The organism is Stenotrophobium rhamnosiphilum (assembly GCF_003052265.1).
GTDB classification, from domain to species: Bacteria; Pseudomonadota; Gammaproteobacteria; order Nevskiales; family Nevskiaceae; genus Stenotrophobium; species Stenotrophobium rhamnosiphilum.
The window spans coordinates 124,286-144,198 of sequence record NZ_QANS01000002.1 but is presented as its reverse complement, the minus strand read 5'-3'; the positions used below and the strand labels follow the sequence as shown (position 1 = coordinate 144,198).

At 54.5% G+C, this 19,913-nt stretch carries 20 protein-coding genes and 3 tRNA genes; 18 read left to right on the top strand and 5 right to left on the bottom strand.

The features are described from left to right. Window positions 1-98: 98 nt before the first annotated feature. From ruvA to CJD38_RS04485, 13 genes are all read left to right on the top strand, one after another. Complete coding sequence (gene ruvA / locus CJD38_RS04545) at window positions 99-689, top strand: Holliday junction branch migration protein RuvA (protein WP_107939145.1); 591 nt, start codon at window positions 99-101, stop codon at window positions 687-689. After that, window positions 686-1,723, top strand: coding sequence for a Holliday junction branch migration DNA helicase RuvB (gene ruvB / locus CJD38_RS04540; RefSeq protein ID WP_107939144.1), 1,038 nt, complete (start codon window positions 686-688; stop codon window positions 1,721-1,723). The genes ruvA and ruvB overlap by 4 nt, the downstream gene beginning before the upstream one ends. After that, the gene (ybgC, locus tag CJD38_RS04535; protein WP_107939143.1) at window positions 1,720-2,124 is read left to right on the top strand and encodes a tol-pal system-associated acyl-CoA thioesterase; all 405 of its coding nucleotides are present in this window, start codon (window positions 1,720-1,722) and stop codon (window positions 2,122-2,124) included. Before ruvB ends, ybgC begins: the two co-directional genes overlap by 4 nt. A gap of 175 nt (window positions 2,125-2,299) precedes the next feature. Further along, window positions 2,300-2,980, top strand: coding sequence for a protein TolQ (gene tolQ, locus CJD38_RS04530; protein ID WP_107939142.1), 681 nt, complete (start codon window positions 2,300-2,302; stop codon window positions 2,978-2,980). Then, window positions 2,980-3,399 (top strand): protein TolR, encoded by a 420-nt coding sequence (gene tolR, locus CJD38_RS04525; protein WP_107939141.1) that lies wholly within the window; start codon window positions 2,980-2,982, stop codon window positions 3,397-3,399. Before tolQ ends, tolR begins: the two co-directional genes overlap by 1 nt. 4 nt (window positions 3,400-3,403) lie before the next feature. Then, window positions 3,404-4,366 (top strand): cell envelope integrity protein TolA, encoded by a 963-nt coding sequence (tolA, locus tag CJD38_RS04520; RefSeq protein ID WP_107939140.1) that lies wholly within the window; start codon window positions 3,404-3,406, stop codon window positions 4,364-4,366. Window positions 4,367-4,467: 101 nt separating this feature from the next. Then, entirely contained in the window at window positions 4,468-5,754 is a 1,287-nt protein-coding gene (tolB, locus tag CJD38_RS04515; RefSeq protein ID WP_107939139.1) for a Tol-Pal system beta propeller repeat protein TolB, read from the top strand. A 42-nt stretch (window positions 5,755-5,796) separates the two neighbouring features. Next, on the top strand, window positions 5,797-6,333 hold the full coding sequence (pal, locus tag CJD38_RS04510; protein WP_107939138.1) for a peptidoglycan-associated lipoprotein Pal: 537 nt from the start codon (window positions 5,797-5,799) through the stop codon (window positions 6,331-6,333). Window positions 6,334-6,352: 19 nt separating this feature from the next. Continuing rightward, the gene (ybgF, locus tag CJD38_RS04505; RefSeq protein ID WP_107939137.1) at window positions 6,353-7,264 is read left to right on the top strand and encodes a tol-pal system protein YbgF; all 912 of its coding nucleotides are present in this window, start codon (window positions 6,353-6,355) and stop codon (window positions 7,262-7,264) included. 116 nt (window positions 7,265-7,380) lie between these two features. Then, window positions 7,381-8,055, top strand: a complete 675-nt coding sequence (gene queE / locus CJD38_RS04500; protein ID WP_107939136.1) for a 7-carboxy-7-deazaguanine synthase QueE — start codon at window positions 7,381-7,383, stop codon at window positions 8,053-8,055. A gap of 20 nt (window positions 8,056-8,075) precedes the next feature. Then, window positions 8,076-8,753, top strand: coding sequence for a 7-cyano-7-deazaguanine synthase QueC (gene queC / locus CJD38_RS04495; protein WP_107939135.1), 678 nt, complete (start codon window positions 8,076-8,078; stop codon window positions 8,751-8,753). Between the two features lie 91 nt (window positions 8,754-8,844). Then, window positions 8,845-8,920, top strand: a tRNA-Lys gene (locus tag CJD38_RS04490). 39 nt (window positions 8,921-8,959) lie between these two features. Then, window positions 8,960-9,036, top strand: a tRNA-Pro gene (locus tag CJD38_RS04485). Between the two features lie 108 nt (window positions 9,037-9,144). Here CJD38_RS04485 and CJD38_RS04480 read toward each other — a convergent pair. The 3 genes from CJD38_RS04480 to CJD38_RS04470 are packed head-to-tail and all read right to left on the bottom strand — an operon-like array spanning window position 9,145 to window position 11,440. Continuing rightward, window positions 9,145-9,606, bottom strand: coding sequence for a hypothetical protein (locus CJD38_RS04480; RefSeq protein WP_107939134.1), 462 nt, complete (start codon window positions 9,604-9,606; stop codon window positions 9,145-9,147). Further along, a complete protein-coding gene (locus tag CJD38_RS04475; RefSeq protein ID WP_107939133.1) occupies window positions 9,603-10,382 on the bottom strand; it encodes a heme ABC transporter ATP-binding protein in 780 nt (259 codons plus the stop codon). The genes CJD38_RS04480 and CJD38_RS04475 overlap by 4 nt, the downstream gene beginning before the upstream one ends. Then, window positions 10,379-11,440, bottom strand: a complete 1,062-nt coding sequence (locus CJD38_RS04470; protein ID WP_107939132.1) for a FecCD family ABC transporter permease — start codon at window positions 11,438-11,440, stop codon at window positions 10,379-10,381. The genes CJD38_RS04475 and CJD38_RS04470 overlap by 4 nt, the downstream gene beginning before the upstream one ends. 261 nt (window positions 11,441-11,701) lie before the next feature. On the opposite strand from CJD38_RS04470, the gene CJD38_RS04465 reads away from it, so the two are divergent. From CJD38_RS04465 to CJD38_RS04445, 5 genes are all read left to right on the top strand, one after another. Then, window positions 11,702-11,786 (top strand) — tRNA-Leu (locus tag CJD38_RS04465). 43 nt (window positions 11,787-11,829) lie between these two features. Continuing rightward, window positions 11,830-13,155 carry a trigger factor gene (gene tig, locus CJD38_RS04460; RefSeq protein ID WP_107939131.1) on the top strand — a complete coding sequence of 442 codons (1,326 nt, stop codon included), beginning with the start codon at window positions 11,830-11,832 and terminating at the stop codon, window positions 13,153-13,155. A gap of 73 nt (window positions 13,156-13,228) precedes the next feature. Next, window positions 13,229-13,849, top strand: coding sequence for an ATP-dependent Clp endopeptidase proteolytic subunit ClpP (gene clpP, locus CJD38_RS04455; RefSeq protein ID WP_107939130.1), 621 nt, complete (start codon window positions 13,229-13,231; stop codon window positions 13,847-13,849). A 94-nt stretch (window positions 13,850-13,943) separates the two neighbouring features. Continuing rightward, window positions 13,944-15,218: an ATP-dependent Clp protease ATP-binding subunit ClpX gene (gene clpX / locus CJD38_RS04450; protein ID WP_107939129.1), complete on the top strand. Its 1,275-nt coding sequence runs from the start codon at window positions 13,944-13,946 to the stop codon at window positions 15,216-15,218. Window positions 15,219-15,349: 131 nt separating this feature from the next. Beyond that, on the top strand, window positions 15,350-15,850 hold the full coding sequence (locus CJD38_RS04445) for a hypothetical protein (RefSeq protein ID WP_107939128.1): 501 nt from the start codon (window positions 15,350-15,352) through the stop codon (window positions 15,848-15,850). 47 nt (window positions 15,851-15,897) lie between these two features. On the opposite strand, the gene CJD38_RS04440 is transcribed toward CJD38_RS04445, so the two are convergent. Further along, window positions 15,898-16,752 (bottom strand): FecR family protein, encoded by an 855-nt coding sequence (locus tag CJD38_RS04440; protein ID WP_107939127.1) that lies wholly within the window; start codon window positions 16,750-16,752, stop codon window positions 15,898-15,900. Window positions 16,753-17,152: 400 nt separating this feature from the next. Continuing rightward, a complete protein-coding gene (gene acnB / locus CJD38_RS04435; RefSeq protein WP_107939692.1) occupies window positions 17,153-19,744 on the bottom strand; it encodes a bifunctional aconitate hydratase 2/2-methylisocitrate dehydratase in 2,592 nt (863 codons plus the stop codon). Window positions 19,745-19,913 lie beyond the last annotated feature (169 nt).

Here is a 19,913-nt window from a genome sequence, read left to right as displayed (position 1 = left end):
TCCCGCCGAACGCACAACCATGGATGGCTGGGCAGGACTCGGCCCCATGGATGGGTGGAATCAATGCAAACTATTCGCTCTACTAAAAGTCTATAAATATGATCGGTCGCATTACTGGCAAGCTAATTTCCAAACAGCCACCACAGTTGCTGGTCGATGTGATGGGCGTTGGTTACGAAGTGGAAGCGCCGATGTCTACGTTCTACAAGCTGCCACCGGTGGGTGAAACGATCAGCCTGTTGACGCACCTGACTGTTCGCGAAGACGCCCATCTGCTGTTCGGATTTGCGACGGCGTCTGAAAAAGAACTCTTCCGCGATCTGATCAAAATTTCTGGCGTTGGTCCTAAGTTGGCTTTGTCGATTTTGTCTGGCGTCAATGCTGATGATTTCTGGGGCATGGTGCGTGCAGGCGATACCGCACGTCTGACCAAGATTCCGGGAGTCGGCAAAAAAACCGCTGAGCGTCTTGTGATTGAGATGCGTGATAAAGCGGGTGCTGCTGAATCTACGGGCATCCCAGGCACTGCGCTGGGTATTGCGGCGGGTCCTTTGCAGGAAGCGCGCGCGGCTTTGAATGCGCTGGGCTACAAGCCGGCAGAGATCCAGAGATTTACCGAAGCCGTGTATAAAGACGGCATGACCACTGAACAGATTATTCAGGAAGCGCTGAAGCGCGCCGTGCGATGAGCGATATCGAACGCGTTATTTCAGCGAAAGCGGGTGGTGTCGATGAAGTTCGCATCGAACGCGCGATTCGTCCGCATCGCCTTGAAGACTACGTTGGACAGCCCGCGGTGCGTGAGCAGCTCGGCATTTCGATTGAAGCCGCACGTCGTCGCAAAGAAGCTTTGGATCACGTGCTGATCTTTGGTCCGCCGGGCTTAGGCAAAACAACGCTTGCACATATTCTTGCTGAAGAGATGGGCGTTAATCTGCGCCAGACTTCTGGCCCTGTGCTTGAGCGCGCAGGCGATCTCGCAGCGCTGCTCACTAATTTGGAACCGAACGACATTCTGTTCGTCGACGAAATTCATCGTCTGTCACCGGTCGTTGAAGAAGTGCTCTATCCCGCGATGGAGGATTACCAACTCGACATCATGATTGGCGAAGGTCCGGCAGCGCGTTCAATTCGTCTTGATCTACCACCGTTTACGCTCGTTGGTGCGACCACTCGTGCTGGTGCGTTAACGAGTCCGTTGCGTGATCGTTTTGGAATTGTGCAGCGTCTGGAGTTTTATTCGATTCCGGATCTCACGAGTATCGTCACGCGCTCTGCCAGCATTCTCAAAGCGCCGTTAGAAGGGCAGGGCGCAGAGGAAATTGCACGCCGTTCACGTGGCACGCCGCGTATTGCTAATCGCTTGCTGCGTCGCGTGCGTGACTACGCTGAAGTACGTGGCGACGGCGTCATCACTGAAAAACTCGCGGCCGAAGCGCTGAAGCTACTCAACGTCGACGCCAATGGTTTTGACTTGATGGATCGCAAGTTGATGATGGCTTTGATCGAACGTTTTGATGGCGGCCCTGCAGGCGTAGAGAATCTCGCCGCTGCAATTGGCGAAGCCAGAGACACGATTGAAGATGTTATTGAGCCTTACCTGATTCAGCAGGGCTATCTGATGCGCACGCCGCGCGGGCGTATTGCCGGCAAGCTGGCGTATCAGCATTACGGCCTCAAGATGCCTGAAAAACTCAACACGCCGGATTTATTCCAAGAATGACCGCGGAGTCAGCCATCTTTAATTGGCCCATTCGCATCTACTACGAAGATACGGACGTAAGTGGCGTGGTCTATCACGCCAACTATCTGCGTTATTTCGAGCGTGCACGCACCGAGTGGCTGCGTGCACAGGGCTTATCGCAAGAATCGCTGCGTATGGATCACGGTATCGCGTTCACCGTGGCCAATATGGAGATCGATTTTTTGCTGCCGGCCCGATTGGACGAGCAGCTAAACGTAACTGTTGAACTGATAAGCCGTAAGCGCGCGAGTTTGATTTTCGGGCAGACTTTGCATCGTCTAGACGCGCCAGAACAGGTTCTGGCACGTGCAAAAGCCCGGGTGGGGTGCGTTGATATTGCTAACTTTCGCCCGCGTGCCTTGCCTGAAGGGGTATTTTGAGAGGAGTCCGCAATAAATTGCCTATTTATTGCGATTTTGTCGTATATAAGTGTGACTCTGCTGACAAAGTAACTGTAAAATGTTTGCAGCTTTTGACATGGACCCGTCATTTAAAAGTTGGTACGGGGTCTATGTTCTGACGATCTTAGAAGAACAAGACAAGAGGTTTTAGGTAATGACTGCAAATATGTCGCTGGCGCATCTGATCTCGCAGGCAAGCGTATTGGCCCAGATCGTTTTGCTTATCTTGGTTGCCGCTTCCGTCGCATCCTGGGCTGTAATTTTTGCCAAGCGCAAAATGCTCAATGCCGCACGTGATGAAGCTATCCGCTTTGAAGAGCGCTTCTGGTCCGGCGGCAATCTGGCTGATCTTTATGCCAGCGTTCACAAAGGTGAAGATGCAAAAGGTTTGCCTGCAATCTTTACCGCGGGCTACGAAGAATATGTTCGTCAGCAACAATCGTCGGGCACTACAGAAGATGCACTCGCTGCGATTCAGCGCCAGATGCGTGTCAGCCATCTACGCGAAGTGGAGCGCCTTGAAGGCGGCCTCGCAATGCTCGCCACGATTGGTTCTACCAGCCCTTACGTCGGTCTGTTCGGAACGGTGTGGGGCATCATGAATTCGTTTATCGCTATCGGCGCAGTTAAGAGCGCTAGCTTGGCGATGGTTGCTCCCGGTATTTCTGAAGCGCTGATCGCAACGGCAATGGGTTTGTTTGCTGCTATCCCAGCGGTTATTGCGTACAACTTCTTCACCCGTGGTCTTGAACGTATGGAAACTCGTTTCCACGCTTTCTCCGAAGAAATGATCGGCATCATTGATCGCGGCCTGCGGCAAAGCGGTAAAGCCTAATGGCACGCCGCAAACTTTCTGCTGAGATCAACGTCGTTCCGTATATCGACGTGATGCTGGTGCTGTTGATCATTTTCATGATCACGGCGCCGCTGATTACGCAGGGTGTTGATGTTGAATTGCCGAAGACGGATTCGCAGCCGATCCCAACGCCGCAAGAGCCGCTGATTTTGAGCGTTGATGCGCAGGGCAGGTTCTTCCTCAATAAAGGCGATGACAAAGATCAGGCGGTTGATGAAAAAGAACTGATCTCACGCATCACTTCAACATTGCAAAAGGCACCAGACACGATGGTGCTGGTGCAAGGCGACACCAAGGTGTCGTACGGCGAAGTCGCGCATGCAATGACTTTGCTACAGCAGGCCGGCATTAAGAAGATCGGCTTTATTACTCAACCGCAGGACGCGCAGACGCACTAAAAGCATGGAGATCATCAAGCCCCGATATCTCCTGCTGGCCTTTGGCCTGCACGCGCTGCTTTTTGTGCTGCTGTTTGTCAGCGTCTTATTCCAGCAAAAAATTCAGCCGCCTCCATCGATTGAGGCTGTGCTAATTGAGAGCGTGCCGACGCCAGCGCCGCCTCCACCAAAAGCTGAACCCAAGCCAGAGCCGCCGAAGCCAAAACCTGTGCCGCCGGAACCGGAACCGCCTAAGCCCAAGACAGAGCCACCTAAACCTGAACCGCCAAAACCAGATCCTGTGAAGGAGATGGCGCGTTTCAAGGCTGATGTTTTGTTGAAACTTGATTGCGAAAATCTCACGCAGATGAAGATGGATGCGGCGACGCGTCCACCGGATCAGCGCAAGATCATGGAAGGTCTGATTAGCGACCGCTATGACGCTTGCCGCAAGAAAGAAGACGACAAGAAAAAGAAAGAAGCTGAAGTCGCGCAGAAGCGTGAAGAAGATCAGCGCAAGAAAGATGAAGCTGAAATTAAAAAGCAGTTTGATCTTGAGCAGAAGGCTGAGGCCAAGCGTATTGCTGATGAAAAACGTGCGCGTGATGCTGCAGCTGCAGCTGCCGCCGCTGCGGCCGATGCACAGCGTCAACGTGAATTCGCGGCTGCGCTAGGTGCTGAGCAAAATGCGCGTGATGCAGCGGCTAAGGCCGGACGCCAGGCGACGTGGATGGATAAAATTGCGGCCAAGGTTCGGCCAAATGTGAAGTCGTCATCTCCTCCTCCGAGAGGGACTAGCTGCGGTGTTTTTGTAAAAATCTTGCCGGATGGGACTGTGCAAGATGCGAGAATTACAAGACCCTGCACTGGCGGCGACCCAACATTGGATGATGCCGTTATCAGGGCAATCTATAAGTCAGACCCATTGCCTCCTCCCGAGAATCCGGGCGACTTTGATCGTAATTTGAAGTTCACTTTCAATCTGTAAGCGTTGGAACTTCAAAGAAAAAATAGGGCCTAAGTAGCGTCACGAGCAGTTGAGCATTTTATTATCGGCTTGATTGCATTAAGAAATTGAGGGTTTGGGATATGCGGAATAAATTCTTTAGCGTACTCGCACTGTTGATGATTTCATCAGCCGCACACGCTGACTTGGATGTTGTTGTTACCGGTATCGACACGGCAGCGACACCGATTGCGATCGTTCCATTCGCAGGCCTCGGCGCGAAAGATGTCGACATGTCGCAAGTGATTGATGCGGATTTGGGTCGCACCGGCCAGTTCCGCACGCTGTCGCGCGGTAGCATGCCAGAGCAGCCTTCGGACCCGGCAGGCTTGCATCAGGCCAGCTGGCGTTCTGCGAACACGGATTACGTGGTGATGGGACAGGCCCGTCGCGACCCAGCCACCGGTAATGTTTCGGTTCGTTTTTATCTGGTCGATACGCTGCGCGGCGCGCAATTGTTGGCGTATGACATGCCGGCCGCTTCACCTGGGCAATTGCGCTATGTCTCGCATCAAATCGCTGATCTGGTTTACGAGAAGTTGACCGGTATTAAAGGCGCATTCACCACCAAAATTGCGTACGTCACGGCCAATGGCCTTGGCAACGCGCGTCGCTTCGAGTTGGTCGTTGCGGATGCGGACGGTTATTCGCCACGCGCAATGGCGGTTTCACGCGAACCTTTGATGTCGCCAAGCTGGTCGCCTGATCGTAAGCAATTGGCTTACGTTGGTTACGAGCGTGGTCGTACTGCGATTTACATTCACACGCTGGCTAGCGGACAGGTGCGTAAGCTGGTTTCCGAAAAAGGAATCAACGGCTCGCCTGCATGGTCGCCAGATGGCAAATCGATGGCAGCAGTGCTTTCGTTTGAAACCAATCCAGATATTTATGTCTTCAACGTTGCTACCGGTTCGCGTCGTCGTCTGACCGATCATTACGGCATCGACACTGAACCATCATGGGCACCAGATGGTCAGAGCTTGATCTTCACCTCAGACCGCGGCGGCCAGCCACAGATCTATCAGTTGCCGATTGATGGCGGTGACGCCAAACGCGTGACCTTCGTTGGCAAACAGAATCTTCGCGCTAGTTACTCGCCTGATGGCAAGTCGCTGGTGGTAGTGAATTATGATGACGGACGTTATCGTATTGCCCTGCTTGATCTGGCCAGTGGTAGCATGAAGATCATTAGTGACGGACCTTTGGATGAAAGTCCAAGTTTTGCGCCCAACGGAATGGTCGTTATTTATGCAACCCAGGGACGGCAAGGTGCAGAACTCGCAACGTCGAGTATTGATGGTCGCACCAGACAGCGTATGCGCCAGCCTGGCGATGTGCGCGAACCCGCTTGGTCTCCCCAGATCCGGTAATTTTTTTAGCAGTATTTAGATTTGAAGAAAGGAGTTGTAAGCATGTTTAAGAATTCTCTCGTTGCTCTCGTTACGGTTCTGGCTATGGCTGGTTGCGCTTCCAAAGGCGCCCACAATGCACAGGACACCAACCCTTCGGCAGCTGGCAACAGCAGCAGCGCAGGCGCCGGTTACGGTAGCGATGGCCAGCCAGTGCAGATTGGCGACCAGAACGCCGCAGCTCAGGGCGAAGGTCTGTTCGACACCAGCTCAAAAGCCAACGTCATTTACTTTGCGCTGGATAGCAGCGACCTCGACAGCGCTGGCCTCGCCATTGCTGACAAGTTTGCCAAGTACCTGACCGCTAACCCGATCACCAAGGTTCGCATCGAAGGCAACACCGACGAACGCGGTACGCGCGAATACAACGTTAGCCTCGGCGAACGCCGCGCTAATGCTGTGCTGGCTGCACTGCGCACCAAAGGTGTTTCGGCTAATCAGCTGAATGTGGTTAGCTACGGTGAAGAGCGCCCAGCTGCTCAGGGCCACGACGAATCCGCTTGGTCGCAGAATCGCCGCGCAGTTATTGTTCGCCAGTAAATTTTAGGAGCCACGCGTCATGACTCGTTCAACTCTCGCCAGATACGCCTTTGTTCTTGTCGGTCTGAGCACCCTAGCGGGCTGCGCCACTTCGAGACGAGTGGATGGTGGGGGTGATGTTCTGAGTCCTGAAGAGCGTCGTTTGCAGACCGTCGAGACGCGTATGGCTGAAATGAGCCGCCGTCTCGATGGCGTCAACTACGCAGGCCTTGACCAAGACAACATGAAGCTGCGCGATGATATTCGTGCGCTGCGTGGTGAAGTTGAGCGCCTGCGTTTTGATTACGACACTCAAGCCAAGCGTGGCAAAGATCAGTACGCCAGTACGGATGCTCGTTTGCAGCGTCTTGAGAGCGCCAATGTAGCGGCGGCTCAAGCAGCTCAGGTTGCGATTGCTCAGGGCGCTGCGGTTGCCCCTGTCGCAGCGTATCCATCGACTCCAGCAGTCTCGGCGCCGGTTGCTCCGGCGGTGTCATCGGCTCCTGTTGCTGCGGCACCGGCCGTTGTTGGCGGGCCAGTCGTGATCTCCAATGGCGGCGGCGGTACGCCGGAAGAGGAGGGCGCTTATCTGGCAACGTTTGAGCTGCTCAAGAACGGCAAGTACGACGACGCTATCCGTGGATTCCGTTCGATGTTGGATAAATGGCCGAACGGTCGTTATTCCGACAACGCAACCTACTGGATGGGCGAAGCGTTCTACGTGAAGCGTGACTACAAATCGGCGCAAACCAGCTTCCAGACTGTGCTTGATAAGTTCAAGACCAGCCCGAAAGCTCCGGATGCGATGCTGAAGGTTGGCCTGTCTCAGGTTGAGCTCAAGCAAGTTGATCAAGGCAAAGCGACGCTGCAGAAAGTCATTCAGACCTATCCGAATGCCAATGCCGCCAATCTTGCCAAGCAGCGCTTAGAGTCCTTGAAGTCGGCTAACTAAGCTAAAAGTTTCAAACATTCGGCCCGGCGTATCCTCGATACGTCGGGCTTTTATGTTTATGGATGAACGGTATGTAGTCGGCGCAAGATGCGCACGAGCGACCGAGCACGCGTAAAATGCGCGCCATGTCGATTCCAGCCCCAGATCCTTCACAACGCCTCAAGATCACGGAGATCTTCTTGTCCTTACAGGGCGAGTCCTCTCGTGTGGGCTGGCCGACGATCTTTATCCGCCTTACCGGCTGCCCGCTGCGCTGTGGCTACTGCGATAGCGCCTATGCCTTCTACGGTGGCGAGTGGCACACCTTTGATCAAATCTTGGATCAGGTACGCAGTCTCGGCGCGCGCCACATCTGCGTGACTGGCGGCGAGCCGTTGGCGCAAAAGAACTGCACAGAGCTGATGCGGCGTTTGTGCGATGAGGGTTATCAGGTTTCGCTGGAAACCAGTGGCTCGATTGATGTCTCAAAAGTGGATGTGCGTGTTTCGCGAGTCGTGGATATCAAAACGCCGGGTTCGGGCGAAGTCACGCGCAATCGTTGGGAAAATCTGCCGCTGCTGAACGCACAAGATGAAATTAAGTTTGTGCTCTGTGGGCGTGAAGATTACGACTGGGCTAAGCAGATCATCGTGGAGCATCAGATTGAAGGACGTAGCCCGATTCTGTTTTCTCCCAGCCAAGATCAACTTGATCCGCGAGCTTTGGCCGATTGGATCGTTGCTGACCGTTTAAACGTTCGCTTTCAGTTGCAGCTGCACAAGGTGCTCTGGGGCAATGTCGCGGGCAAATAGAATTTTGACGAGTGTGTGTGATGGCTGAAGTGAAAAAAGCAGTGGTGCTTCTCTCTGGCGGGCTCGATTCCGCCACAGTTCTGGCGATGGCGCGTGCGCAGGGCTATGAGTGCCACGCCTTGTCGGTGTCCTATGGTCAGCGTCATGTGGCTGAGCTCAACGCCGCCACGCGCGTTGTGGCTTCGCTGGGCGCCGCTGCGCATCAGGTCATCAGCGTCAATCTCGATGCTTTGGGTGGATCTGCGCTGACCGATAAAAATATCGCGGTGCCGGAATCGCCGACTTCTGGCATCCCAGTCACCTATGTTCCTGCGCGCAACACCACGTTTTTGTCGCTATCACTGGGTTGGGCAGAAGTGATTGGTGCGCGCGATATCTTCATTGGCATCAACGCAGTCGACTATTCGGGCTATCCCGATTGCCGCCCCGAATTTGTTGAAGCCTTTGAGCGTTTGGCCCAAGTGGCGACCAAGGCGGGCGTAGAGGGCGCGGGCTTCAAGATTCACACGCCGTTGATCCGTATGAGCAAGTCCGAGATCATTGCCGAAGGCCTGCGCCTAGGCGTGAACTACACGGAAACCGTGTCCTGCTACCAGGCAGATGTCGATGGCCGCGCCTGTGGTTTGTGTGATTCCTGCCGAATTCGTAAGCAGGGTTTCGACGATGCGGGCATTTCTGATCAAACTCATTACAAATAGTGTTTTAAATCCTCAGATGTATCGGGTATGATGCGCGCCCTTCAAGTGACTTTATTGTGATTTGAAGGGCAGCAACAGCTGCTTGAAGAAGGGGTCGTTAGCTCAGCCGGTAGAGCAGCTGGCTTTTAACTAGTTGGTCGATGGTTCGAATCCATCACGACCCACCACTTCAGGTAAACTAGCGCTGTAAATGTGTTTAAACGTGTCGGGGTGTAGCGCAGCTTGGTAGCGCACCTGCCTTGGGCGCAGGGGGTCGAAGGTTCGAATCCTTTCGCCCCGACCACTTTTAAACAAGTAAAAATAACCGCCGAAAGGCGGTTTTTTATTTACAGGGTGTCCTTTTTGCCTAGGTCGCTGGCAAGGCAACTATTGCCTAAGAGTTCAGCGCCCCTCAATTGGCCTTAGCCAAACTCCGAATTGCAGCATCTCGCGTCGTCTGCTCTAACTCCACCCGACGATCATGTGCGCGTTCTTTTGCGCTGGCGAGCGTTTTGACTGGGCTGTCCTCGTAATACGCCAACATTCCCTTTTCGTAATCATCCAGCTTGGGCGCGCAGTTGGCGCAGGCAGCTGCGGCAACTTCAGTTGCGGAGATGTGGTTGCCCCGGTGCGTCGAAGTCGAAAACATCACGCAAGCAGAATATTCATTGCTCGATGACGTCGCTTTTTGCAGCGCTTGGCGTGCGCGCTCTTTTTGTTGTGTGTCGACGACGACTGCAGGCCGCTGAAGCTTTGCAGGCTTCGGTGGTGGCTGCGGCATTAGATAACTGCATGCAGACAACATGACAGCCGCAATGGGCGGAGCCCAGTGCAGAGTTGTCTTCAGAATTTTTTGTGGTGATGCGCGATTCATGAATGGACTGCAATAAAAGGTTTTTGCGTAGTGGGGGAGTGCAAGATATCGATCTTGACGCCATATACGTGCTCCAGATGTTTCTGGGTCAGCACTTGTGCGGGTGAGCCTTGCGCAACGATCTGTCCGCAGCATAACAGCGTCACATCGTCTGCATACGTTAGAGCCAGATTTGGGTCGTGTAGGACTAGGAGTACGCCGGTGCCCTCAGCAGCAAAGCGCCGAGCTAATCGCAGGCAGCTGTGCTGATGTGCGAGATCGAGACTGGCTGTTGGCTCATCAAGTAACAGATAGCGTGGGTGATCTGCGGATTCCCAAATCTGCGCCAACACGCGTGCGAGTTGCACGCGCATGCGCTCGCCGCCAGAGAGTGTTGGATAGAGGCGCTCATCGAAGTTCAGCACGCCTGTTGCTTCAAGCGCAGCAGAAATGATCTCGCGCTCACGCGTAGGCGTTTGCAGCTGACAAGGCATGCGCCCAAGGCTGACGACTTGGCGCACGGTGAAATCAAAGCTGAGGCTTTCCGATTGCGGCAACACTGCGCGACGTCGCGCGCGCTCCATCGCAGGCCATGCCTTGATGTCGCGATCTTCTAGCAATACTTGTCCCGACGTTGCGCGTTGCTCGCCCGATAGCAATTTCAACAGTGTCGATTTGCCCGCGCCATTAGGGCCGAGTACTGCGTGTACGCGGCCGGGTTCGACGTTGACGGACACTTGATTCAGCAAGGTGCGCGTACCAATGCGGCTGCTGACATCAACGGCGCGCAAGCTCATAGAACCTCCGAGCTGCGGCGATAGCGCATTAGCAGCGCTAGGAAAAATGGGCCACCGATCAGTGCTGTGAGAATTCCGACGGGCAACTCCGCAGGCGCGAGCACCGTGCGTGCGGCGGTATCAGCAAGTGATAACAACACTGCACCGAGCAATGCTGACGCAGGCAGTAACAAACGATGGTCGGGGCCGAAAGCTAGACGAATCAGATGCGGCACAATGAGTCCGACAAAACCAATGATGCCTGCGAGCGCAACGCTAACGCCGACAGCGAGCACCATCAAAAACAATACGCGACGCTTGAGTTGCTCAACGTCGACGCCAAGATGTTGTGCTTCTGCTTCACCTAGCAACAGCGCATTCAATGAGCGTGCTTCGCGTGGCAGCCATATCAGCACCGCGAGCAATAGCGGTGCGCCAGCAAGAATTTCACTCCAGCCTGCTTTGCCTAGCGAGCCAAACATCCAAAAGCTGAGTGAGCGCAGCGCGCTGGCGTCGGCAATCTGTGTGAGAAAGCCAATGCCTGCACCGGCAACTGCATTAATGGCAAGGCCTGCGAGCAGCAAGGTGCTGGGACGCGCTACGCCATCAACAGACGCAAGGCGCACGACCATTAAAGTCACGATCGCGCCGCCGATAAAACTGGCGAGTGGGAGTAACCAGCGCAGCGGTATGAAGTCCCATGCGAAGTGAGTGCCGAGCACGATCACGGTAATTGCGGCCAAGGCGGCGCCGCTAGAGACGCCGATGAGACCCGGGTCGGCCAGCGGATTGCGAAACACCGCCTGCATGGTAGCGCCGGCCTGTGCGAGCGCGCCGCCGATCATCAGGCCCAAAATTAAGCGCGGCAATCTGAGCTGCAGAATCGCGATGTTCTCAGCGGTATCTGGCGTGACAGCCGGTGTGCCACCGAGCGCCTGCCACAGAATCGCCCAAGTTCTCGACAACGGAATGTCGAGACTGCCGCAGCTCAAGGCCAGCAACGCGGTCGCGGCCAGCGCTGCGAGTAGCAGTGCGGCTATAGTCCGGCGAGAGAGGCTTTTAAAAGCTATTTTTGACATTAATAATTTATTAAAAACAATATATTAAGTTGTATTGTTAAAGTAATTTATGGCGACGGCGCTAAGGTAAAGGCGTGGTCACGGGAAGAGACTGTAGGAGCGCCTCTTAGGCGCGAGCGCCAATAAAGCAATCGCGCCTAAGAGGCGCTCCTACAACAAACGAGTCGATTTTTATCGAACTATTTCAGCAAGAAAGCATATCGGAATTGCATGAAAGTAGGGCTGAAAACACTTCGTGACTGATATACTTCACTAACTCGCGCGAGCGTGGCGGAATTGGTAGACGCAGCAGATTTAGGTTCTGCCGCTTAACAGCGTGGGGGTTCGATTCCCTCCGTTCGCACCAGCGAGTCCTCCTCATTTAAATTCATACTAATTAGGTTCTTGCAATGGAAGTTCATGTTGAAGCCCCGGGCGGCCTGCGCCGCCAAATGCGTGTTCGCGTTCCCGCTGAGCGCGTGACCAAGGCTGTAGACGAGCGCCTCAAGCGCGTCGCTTCGCGTGCCAAGGTTCCGGGCTTCCGTCCGGGCAAGGCACCGTTTAGCGTGATCGTTCAGCAGTACGGCGAATCGGCACGCTTAGAAGCAGTGTCTGATCTCGTGCAGCAGACCTACCCAGAAGCGCTGGGCAAGGCTGGCGAAAACCCAGCGGGCATGCCGAAGATCGACATCACTGTCGAAAAGCCGGGCGAAGCACTGGAATACGTTGCCAACTTTGAGGTTTACCCCGAGATCAAACTCGCTGACCTCAGCACCCTGAAGATTGAAAAGCCTGCGGTTGAAGTAACCGAAGGCGACGTCGACAAGCTGGTGGAAAATCTCCGCAAGGCTCGTCGCACGTTTGCTGACTCTTCCGACGCTTCGAAAGATGGCGACACCGTGAAAGTGGACTTCGTCGGCAAGCTCGACGGTGTTCCGTTCGCTGGTAGCGAAGGCAAAGATGTGAGCTTCGAAATCGGCCAGGGCCAGTTCCTGCCAGATCTCGAAAAGGGCATCTCCGGCCACAAGGCTGGCGACACATTCACGGTTGATGTGAGCTTCCCTGAAGACTATCGCGCAGAAAACCTCAAAGGTAAGACTGCGCAGTTCGATGTCGTGCTCAAGGAAGTCAAAGCTCCTGTGTTGCCAGAAATCGACGCTGAATTCCTGAAGGCACACAGCATTGCTGAAGCAGACGGCGTTGCCGGTTTGCGCGCCAAGGGCCGTGCTGCGTTGGAAAAAGAGCGTGACAAGGCGATCAACAATCGCTTGAAGGGTCAGGCTCTTGAACAGCTGTTGGAAGCTAATCCAATCGAAATTCCTGCTGCGCTCACCGAGCAAGAAATTCCTCGCCTGCGCGAAGAAGCTGGCGCTCGCATGAACATGGCCAAGATCGCTCCTGAGAAGCTTAAGGATTTGATGCCAGATGCGGTGTTCGCGCCGCAGGCACAGCGCCGCGTTGCGCTCGGTCTGTTGATCGGCGAAGTGATCAAGTCCAAGGAAATCAAATTGGATGCTGCAAAGGTTGAGCAGGCGCTGACCGACATGGCTGCTGATTACGAACAGCCAGAACAGGTTAAGCAGTTCTACCGCGGCCGTCAGGACCTGATGCAGGGTTTGAGCGCGATGGTGCTTGAAGATCAGGTGGTTGCTGCGCTGATTGATGGCGTTGCCGCTAGCACGGTCACGATGTCGCTCGATGACCTCTTGAAACCTCAGGCTCAGGCCCAAGCTTAAGAGCTTGCATGATGCGGATAGAGGCGCTGCGCCTCTATCCGCACAAATAAATACGACCACCAGGATGAGGACGATGACCGACTTTTTGACCCGCGCTCAAGGTTTAGTACCGATGGTGGTAGAGCAAACCGCTCGCGGCGAGCGTGCTTTCGATATTTACTCGCGTCTGCTTAAAGATCGCATCATCTTCTTGGTCGGCGGTATTGATGACCATGTTGCCAATCTGGTTGTGGCGCAGATGTTGTTTCTGGAATCAGAAAATCCAGACAAAGATATTCACCTTTACATCAACTCGCCGGGCGGCGTGATCACTTCAGGTCTGTCGATTTACGACACGATGAAGTTCATCAAGCCCGACGTGGCGACCATGTGTATTGGTCAGGCCTGCAGCATGGGCTCGTTCCTGTTGTCTGCCGGCGCCAAGGGCAAGCGTTACAGCCTGCCCAACTCACGCGTCATGATTCACCAGCCTTCAGGCGGCGCGCAGGGTCAGGCAACCGATATCGAGATTCAGGCTCGCGAAATTCTGTATCTGCGCGGGAAGCTCAATGGTCTGTATGCCGAGCACACCGGCCAGCCAATTGAGAAGATCGAACGCGATGTTGAGCGCGACTATTTCATGACGGCGGAACAGGCTAAGGAATACGGCCTGATCGACCAGATTCTCGACAAGCGGGCCATCCCAGCCGCTTAAAGTTTTACAGAGGTATTACCTCTATTTTTCAATCAAATGACACTGTGATATACATGGTGTCAGCCTCTAATTAGATAGGGGCGTAAGGTGATAGATGACCAGCGAAGCGAAGGGCGGTGCAAATAACGGACGAGTGCTTTACTGCTCGTTCTGCGGCAAGAGCGAGCATGAAGTTCGCAAGCTGATTGCTGGCCCGTCGGTTTATATTTGCGATGAATGCGTTGACCTGTGCAACGACATCATCCGCGAAGAAGTGCATGCCAAGCCGCAAGGCGCGAAGGGCCTGCCGAAACCGCAAGAAATCCGCGCAGTGCTCGACGAGTACGTGATTGGCCAAGATAAGGCCAAGAAGGTGCTGTCGGTTGCGGTCTATAACCATTACAAGCGTCAGTCCGCCAAAGGCGCGACCGATGGCGTTGAGCTGTCCAAATCCAACATTCTGCTGATCGGGCCTACAGGCTCTGGCAAGACGCTGCTCGCTGAAACGCTGGCACGTATGCTGGATGTGCCGTTCGCGATTGCAGATGCCACCACGTTGACCGAAGCCGGTTATGTGGGTGAAGACGTCGAAAACATCATTGCTCGTTTGTTGCAGAAGTGCGACTACGACGTTGAGAAGGCACAGCGCGGCATTATCTACATCGACGAAATCGACAAGATTGCTCGCAAGTCGGAGAACCCTTCGATCACGCGTGACGTCAGCGGCGAAGGCGTGCAGCAAGCACTGCTCAAGCTCGTTGAAGGCACGATTGCCAGCGTTCCACCACAAGGTGGTCGCAAGCATCCGCAGCAGGAATTCTTGCAGGTCAACACCGCAGGCATTCTGTTCATCTGCGGCGGCGCATTCTCTGGCCTCGAAAAAATTATTCAGAACCGTAGCTCGGTTGCCGGTATCGGCTTCAATGCGCAGGTTAAGAGCAAGACTGACTCAACCAAGATTAACGAAACGTTCAGCAACATCGAACCGGACGATCTGGTGCGCTTCGGTTTGATTCCAGAATTCGTTGGCCGCTTGCCGGTCTGCGCTGTGCTGGAAGAGCTCGACGAAGAAGCGCTGATGGCGATCCTGAAGGAGCCGAAGAACGCACTGGTCAAACAGTACGCCAAGCTGTTCCAGATGGAAGGCTGCCAACTCGAACTTCGCGAAGACGCACTGCGCGCGATCGCACGCAAAGCTCGCGACCGCAAAACCGGCGCGCGTGGTCTGCGTACGATTCTCGAAAACATTTTGCTCGATGTGATGTATGACTTACCGTCGATGCAGCACGTTAGCAAAGTGGTTGTTGATGAAGCCGTCGTGAAGGGTGAAGTGAAGCCATTCATCGTTTACGAAAATGCTGAGTCGCCACCGCTGGCTGCAGCAAGCTGAAATTGAAATATCTGTAGAACAAAAGCCCCGCGATGCGGGGCTTTTTTATTAGCGATGTGAATATCGTTGAACATTTTTCACAATGAGCGAAGACTACTAAGCATGCTTTTTCTATTCCTTGCGAACGCTTAATGAAGAATCAGAATTCTGTCTTCGCGGTTCTTAGTTTGATCGCTGTTAGTGCCCTCGGAATTTATTATGCGATCAGCACTAACAAGACGCCGACTTGCATCAACTTCAAAGTCTCGCGGACGACCAAGTTAATGCCGGTGCTTCAAGGCATTGCCCAACGTACGGGCATGACGTCGACGAGGGGGAACAACGAGTGGGCATCGTCTGAAACTCAAATGAGCTATTACCCAGACCAAGTGGATGGCGACTACATGGTGTTGGTCTGTCAGGAGCAAGCTAGAACGAAGTCTTGGCAGCATGTTGCGAAGCAAGTCGAAATAGAATTTGAAAACAATGCGACTGCTGTAACGGCTGCTTTACAGAGGAATGATCGTGAATTCAAATGCAAACCGAATTGCGATGTGGGTTTAAGTCGGCCACTCGACTTTGAGCAACTTAATCGCACGCTACTAGCTCACCAACTTTTATCCGGTGAGCACGTGAATGATTCTTCCAGATAATAAAAAGCCCCGCGGTGCAGGGCTTTTTATTTGAAGCAGTCAGGTAATTAGTTAGGGCTTACAGGCGGTTCATTGTCAGGGTTGCCACCGTCAGCATTTTGGCAATTAGCGCCACCCATAATTCGGCCAAGAACCGTGCGGCATACAGCTGTTGCTTGCGGTTGATTGCTGATTTCAGGGGACTGGCCATCGGTGAATGCCAAGCTAGCAATGAGGCCATCAAGTCCTAGCGAAATGCTCGACGCAACGGCTGGTTTGCAACCTGCGCAACTAATCACTATGCCTTCGCCAGCATTGGCCGTCGCACAACCGGCAACGTTGCAAGCTGCAGCAGAGCCTGCGGTGACCAACACTTTAATAACCGTGCCAGATTGTGCTGCAGTGAAGTCAGCGCCTTGGGTCGTGATAACGGCAAGTGCGGTCTTTAGGGTGTAAGGACCGCTAGGTGCCGCAGCCACTTTAATCAGATTTTCAGGATGGAAGCGGCCGGTTGCTGCTGAGTACACATTGCGTGGTGCATTCGCAGCTACGTTTTTGCCGATTTTTCCAGTGACGGTACGAACTGCGCCTTGCAGCAGCGTGTAAGAGGCAACGCCATTTGCATTCGTTGATGATGGCAGCGCGTACTTATTAATTTTCAAACCGCTATCTGCGGCCATGGAAAATACGGAAGTGTCAGACATCAGCCACTGCGTGGCGCCGGTGTCCGTCGTGAGGATGGTGTCACCAACGCCAACGATTGTGCCGGTGCTCGCGATATCAGTCTTTGCTGGGCGCTGGATCAAAACGCCACCGTTAGCTGAGAGCAGTTGGCCCACTGCAGAATCGGATGCGAAAGATGTGCCCGCAGCCAAGCTGGAGCCAATCGCTAAAATCATTACCGCAGTATTCATTTTTTTCATGGTGATCCTTCACGCTTACGTTTCGACTGTCGTAACAGTCGGCGTTTAATTATTTCGAGACTTCCTTGCCCAGCTTTATGGTGTGTGGCTTCAACTAAACTGCCTACGCCCACCATTGCCGCCATGATGACATAGTAGGCGGCATTGGCATCAATCTGCAAATCAGAATGAATAGAGAGCAGGTAGCGTCATTGGATATAACTAAAACAATCGCGTTAGCACTGTTTTGGCTCAAGGCAACCGGCTGTTTTGGAAGTGATAAGGCGGCCAGATAATTTTTAAATCGTGGCCAATAAAAAGCCTCGCATTGCGAGGCTTTTTATTGAGTATTTGCCCCGCCCAAACAAGAAACCCGCCGGATTGCGCCGGCGGGCTTTGATTACAACTGCGTGTATGCGACTTACGCGGCGACCGTTTTCGCGGCTTCTGCGTACTCTTCGATCTTGTCGAAGTTCAGGTACTGGTAGATCTGATCTGAAGCTTTGTTAACGATGCCCATTTCAGCCAGATACTCTTCGCGCGTTGGCAGCTTGCCCATCTTCGAGGCGATTGCCGCGAGTTCTGCCGAGCCGAGGAACACGTTGGTGTTCTTGCCGAGGCGGTTAGGGAAGTTGCGAGTCGAGGTCGAGATCGCAGTAGCGCCTTCCTTCATCTGCGCTTGGTTGCCCATGCACAGCGAGCAGCCCGGCATTTCGGTGCGTGCACCGGCGGTGCCGAAGGTATTGTAAACGCCTTCCTGCGTGAGCTTGGCAGCGTCCATCTTCGTTGGCGGAGCAATCCACAGGCGAACCGGGATGTCCTTCTTGCCTTCGAGCAGTTTGCCCGCAGCGCGGAAGTGGCCGATGTTGGTCATGCACGAACCGATGAAGGCTTCGTCGATCTTGGTGCCAGCAACTTCCGAAAGGAACTTGGCGTCATCTGGATCGTTCGGGCAGCAAACGATGGGTTCCTTGATGTCGGCGAGGTCAATTTCGATGACAGCAGCGTACTCAGCATCCTTGTCTGCTTCGAGCAGGTTCGGTTTTGCGAGCCACTCTTCCATCTTCTGGATGCGACGTTCCAGTGTGCGTGCATCCTGATAGCCGTTAGCAATCATGTTCTTCATCAGCACGATGTTCGAGTTCATGTACTCGATAACCGGTGCATCGTTGAGCTTGATCGTGCAACCTGCGGCTGAGCGTTCTGCAGAAGCGTCGGACAGTTCGAATGCCTGCTCAACCTTCAGATTAGGCAGACCTTCGATTTCCAGTACGCGACCGGAGAACACGTTGACCTTGCCAGCTTTGGCGACGGTCAGCAGACCCGCTTTGATTGCGTAGAGCGGGATCGCGTGGACGAGATCACGCAGCGTGACGCCAGGCTGCATTTCGCCTTTGAAGCGGACGAGCACGGATTCCGGCATGTCCAGCGGCATCACGCCGGTAGCAGCACCGAAAGCCACGAGGCCTGAACCAGCTGGGAACGAAATGCCGATCGGGAAGCGGGTGTGCGAGTCGCCGCCGGTGCCGACGGTGTCTGGCAACAGCAAGCGGTTGAGCCAGGAGTGAATTACGCCGTCGCCCGGACGCAGCGCAACGCCGCCACGGTTCGAGATGAACGCAGGCAGATCGCGATGGGTTTTGACGTCGACTGGTTTCGGATAAGCAGCGGTGTGGCAGAAGGACTGCATCACGAGGTCAGCGGAGAAGCCGAGGCAGGCGAGGTCTTTCAGTTCGTCACGCGTCATAGGACCGGTGGTGTCCTGTGAGCCGACGGTGGTCATCTTCGGTTCGCAGTAGGTGCCTGGGCGCATGCCCGTGCCTTCTGGGAGACCACAAGCGCGGCCGACCATCTTCTGCGCCAGCGTGAAGCCAGCCTTGGTTGCAACTGGGGTCTGCGGCAGACGGAACAGCGTCGAAGCAGGCAGACCGAGGAACTCGCGAGCCTTGCCGGTCAGCGAGCGACCGATGATCAGGTTGATACGGCCGCCAGCTTGTACTTCATCAAGTAGAACTTCGCTCTTGAGCTGGAACTGCTCAGCGACAACGCCGTTCTTCTCGATCTTGCCTTCATAAGGGAAGATGTCGATGACATCGCCCATTTCAAACTTGGAAACATCAACTTCAATCGGCAGCGAACCGGAGTCTTCCTGCGTGTTGAAGAAGATCGGGGCGATCTTGCCGCCGAGGGTCACGCCACCAAAGCGCTTGTTCGGAACGAACGGGATATCTTCACCCGTGGCCCAGATCACGCTGTTGGTTGCAGACTTGCGTGAAGAGCCGGTACCAACAACATCTCCAACATAAGCAACGAGATGGCCTTTCTTCTTCAAGTCATCAATGAACTGCATCGGGCCGCGCTTGCCGTCTTCTTCAGGCTTGAAGGCCGCGTCGGAGCGCGTCATCTTCAGCATAGCGAGGTAGTGAAGTGGGATGTCCGGACGGCTCCAAGCATCGGGTGCTGGGGACAGGTCGTCGGTGTTGGTTTCGCCAGGAACCTTGAATACGGAGACGGTGATCTTTTTGGCGACTGCAGGACGGCTGGTGAACCACTCAGCATCGGCCCAAGACTGGATCACGGCTTTAGCGTTGGCGTTGCCTTTCTTGGCAAGTTCGCTGACGTCATGGAAGAAGTCGAACATCAACAACGTTTTCTTCAGTGCTTCTGCAGCAACGGTGCCGACTTCGGCATCGGTCAGCAGGTCGATCAGAGGTTTAACGTTGTAACCGCCAACCATCGTGCCGAGCAGCTCGGTGGCCTTGGCGCGGGAGATCAGTTTGCTAGGCAGTTCGCCATCAGCAACCACGGTCAGGAATGAAGCTTTGACCTTGGCAGCGTCATCCACGCCGGGTGGAACGCGGTGGGTCAGCAGGTCAACGAGGAAAGCCTCTTCGCCAGCGGGCGGGTTCTTGATCAGTTCGATCAGATCGGCGGTTTGCTGAGCGGTCAGCGCGAGCGGGGGAATTCCGAGAGCGGCGCGCTCGGCAGTGTGTTGGCGATAGGCTTGCAGCATGAGTTGGCGATCCAATAGTTAGATGGAAATGGCTACGGCCGCAACGCTGGCCCGCGATCCAAAAAACAGAAGGCCGTAGGGGCCGCGCAGCGCGGCGCATATTCTATCACTTGCTACTGGTTGGCGGACGGTGCGACGAAGGGAATTTCCACTGCACTACATCGGCGCA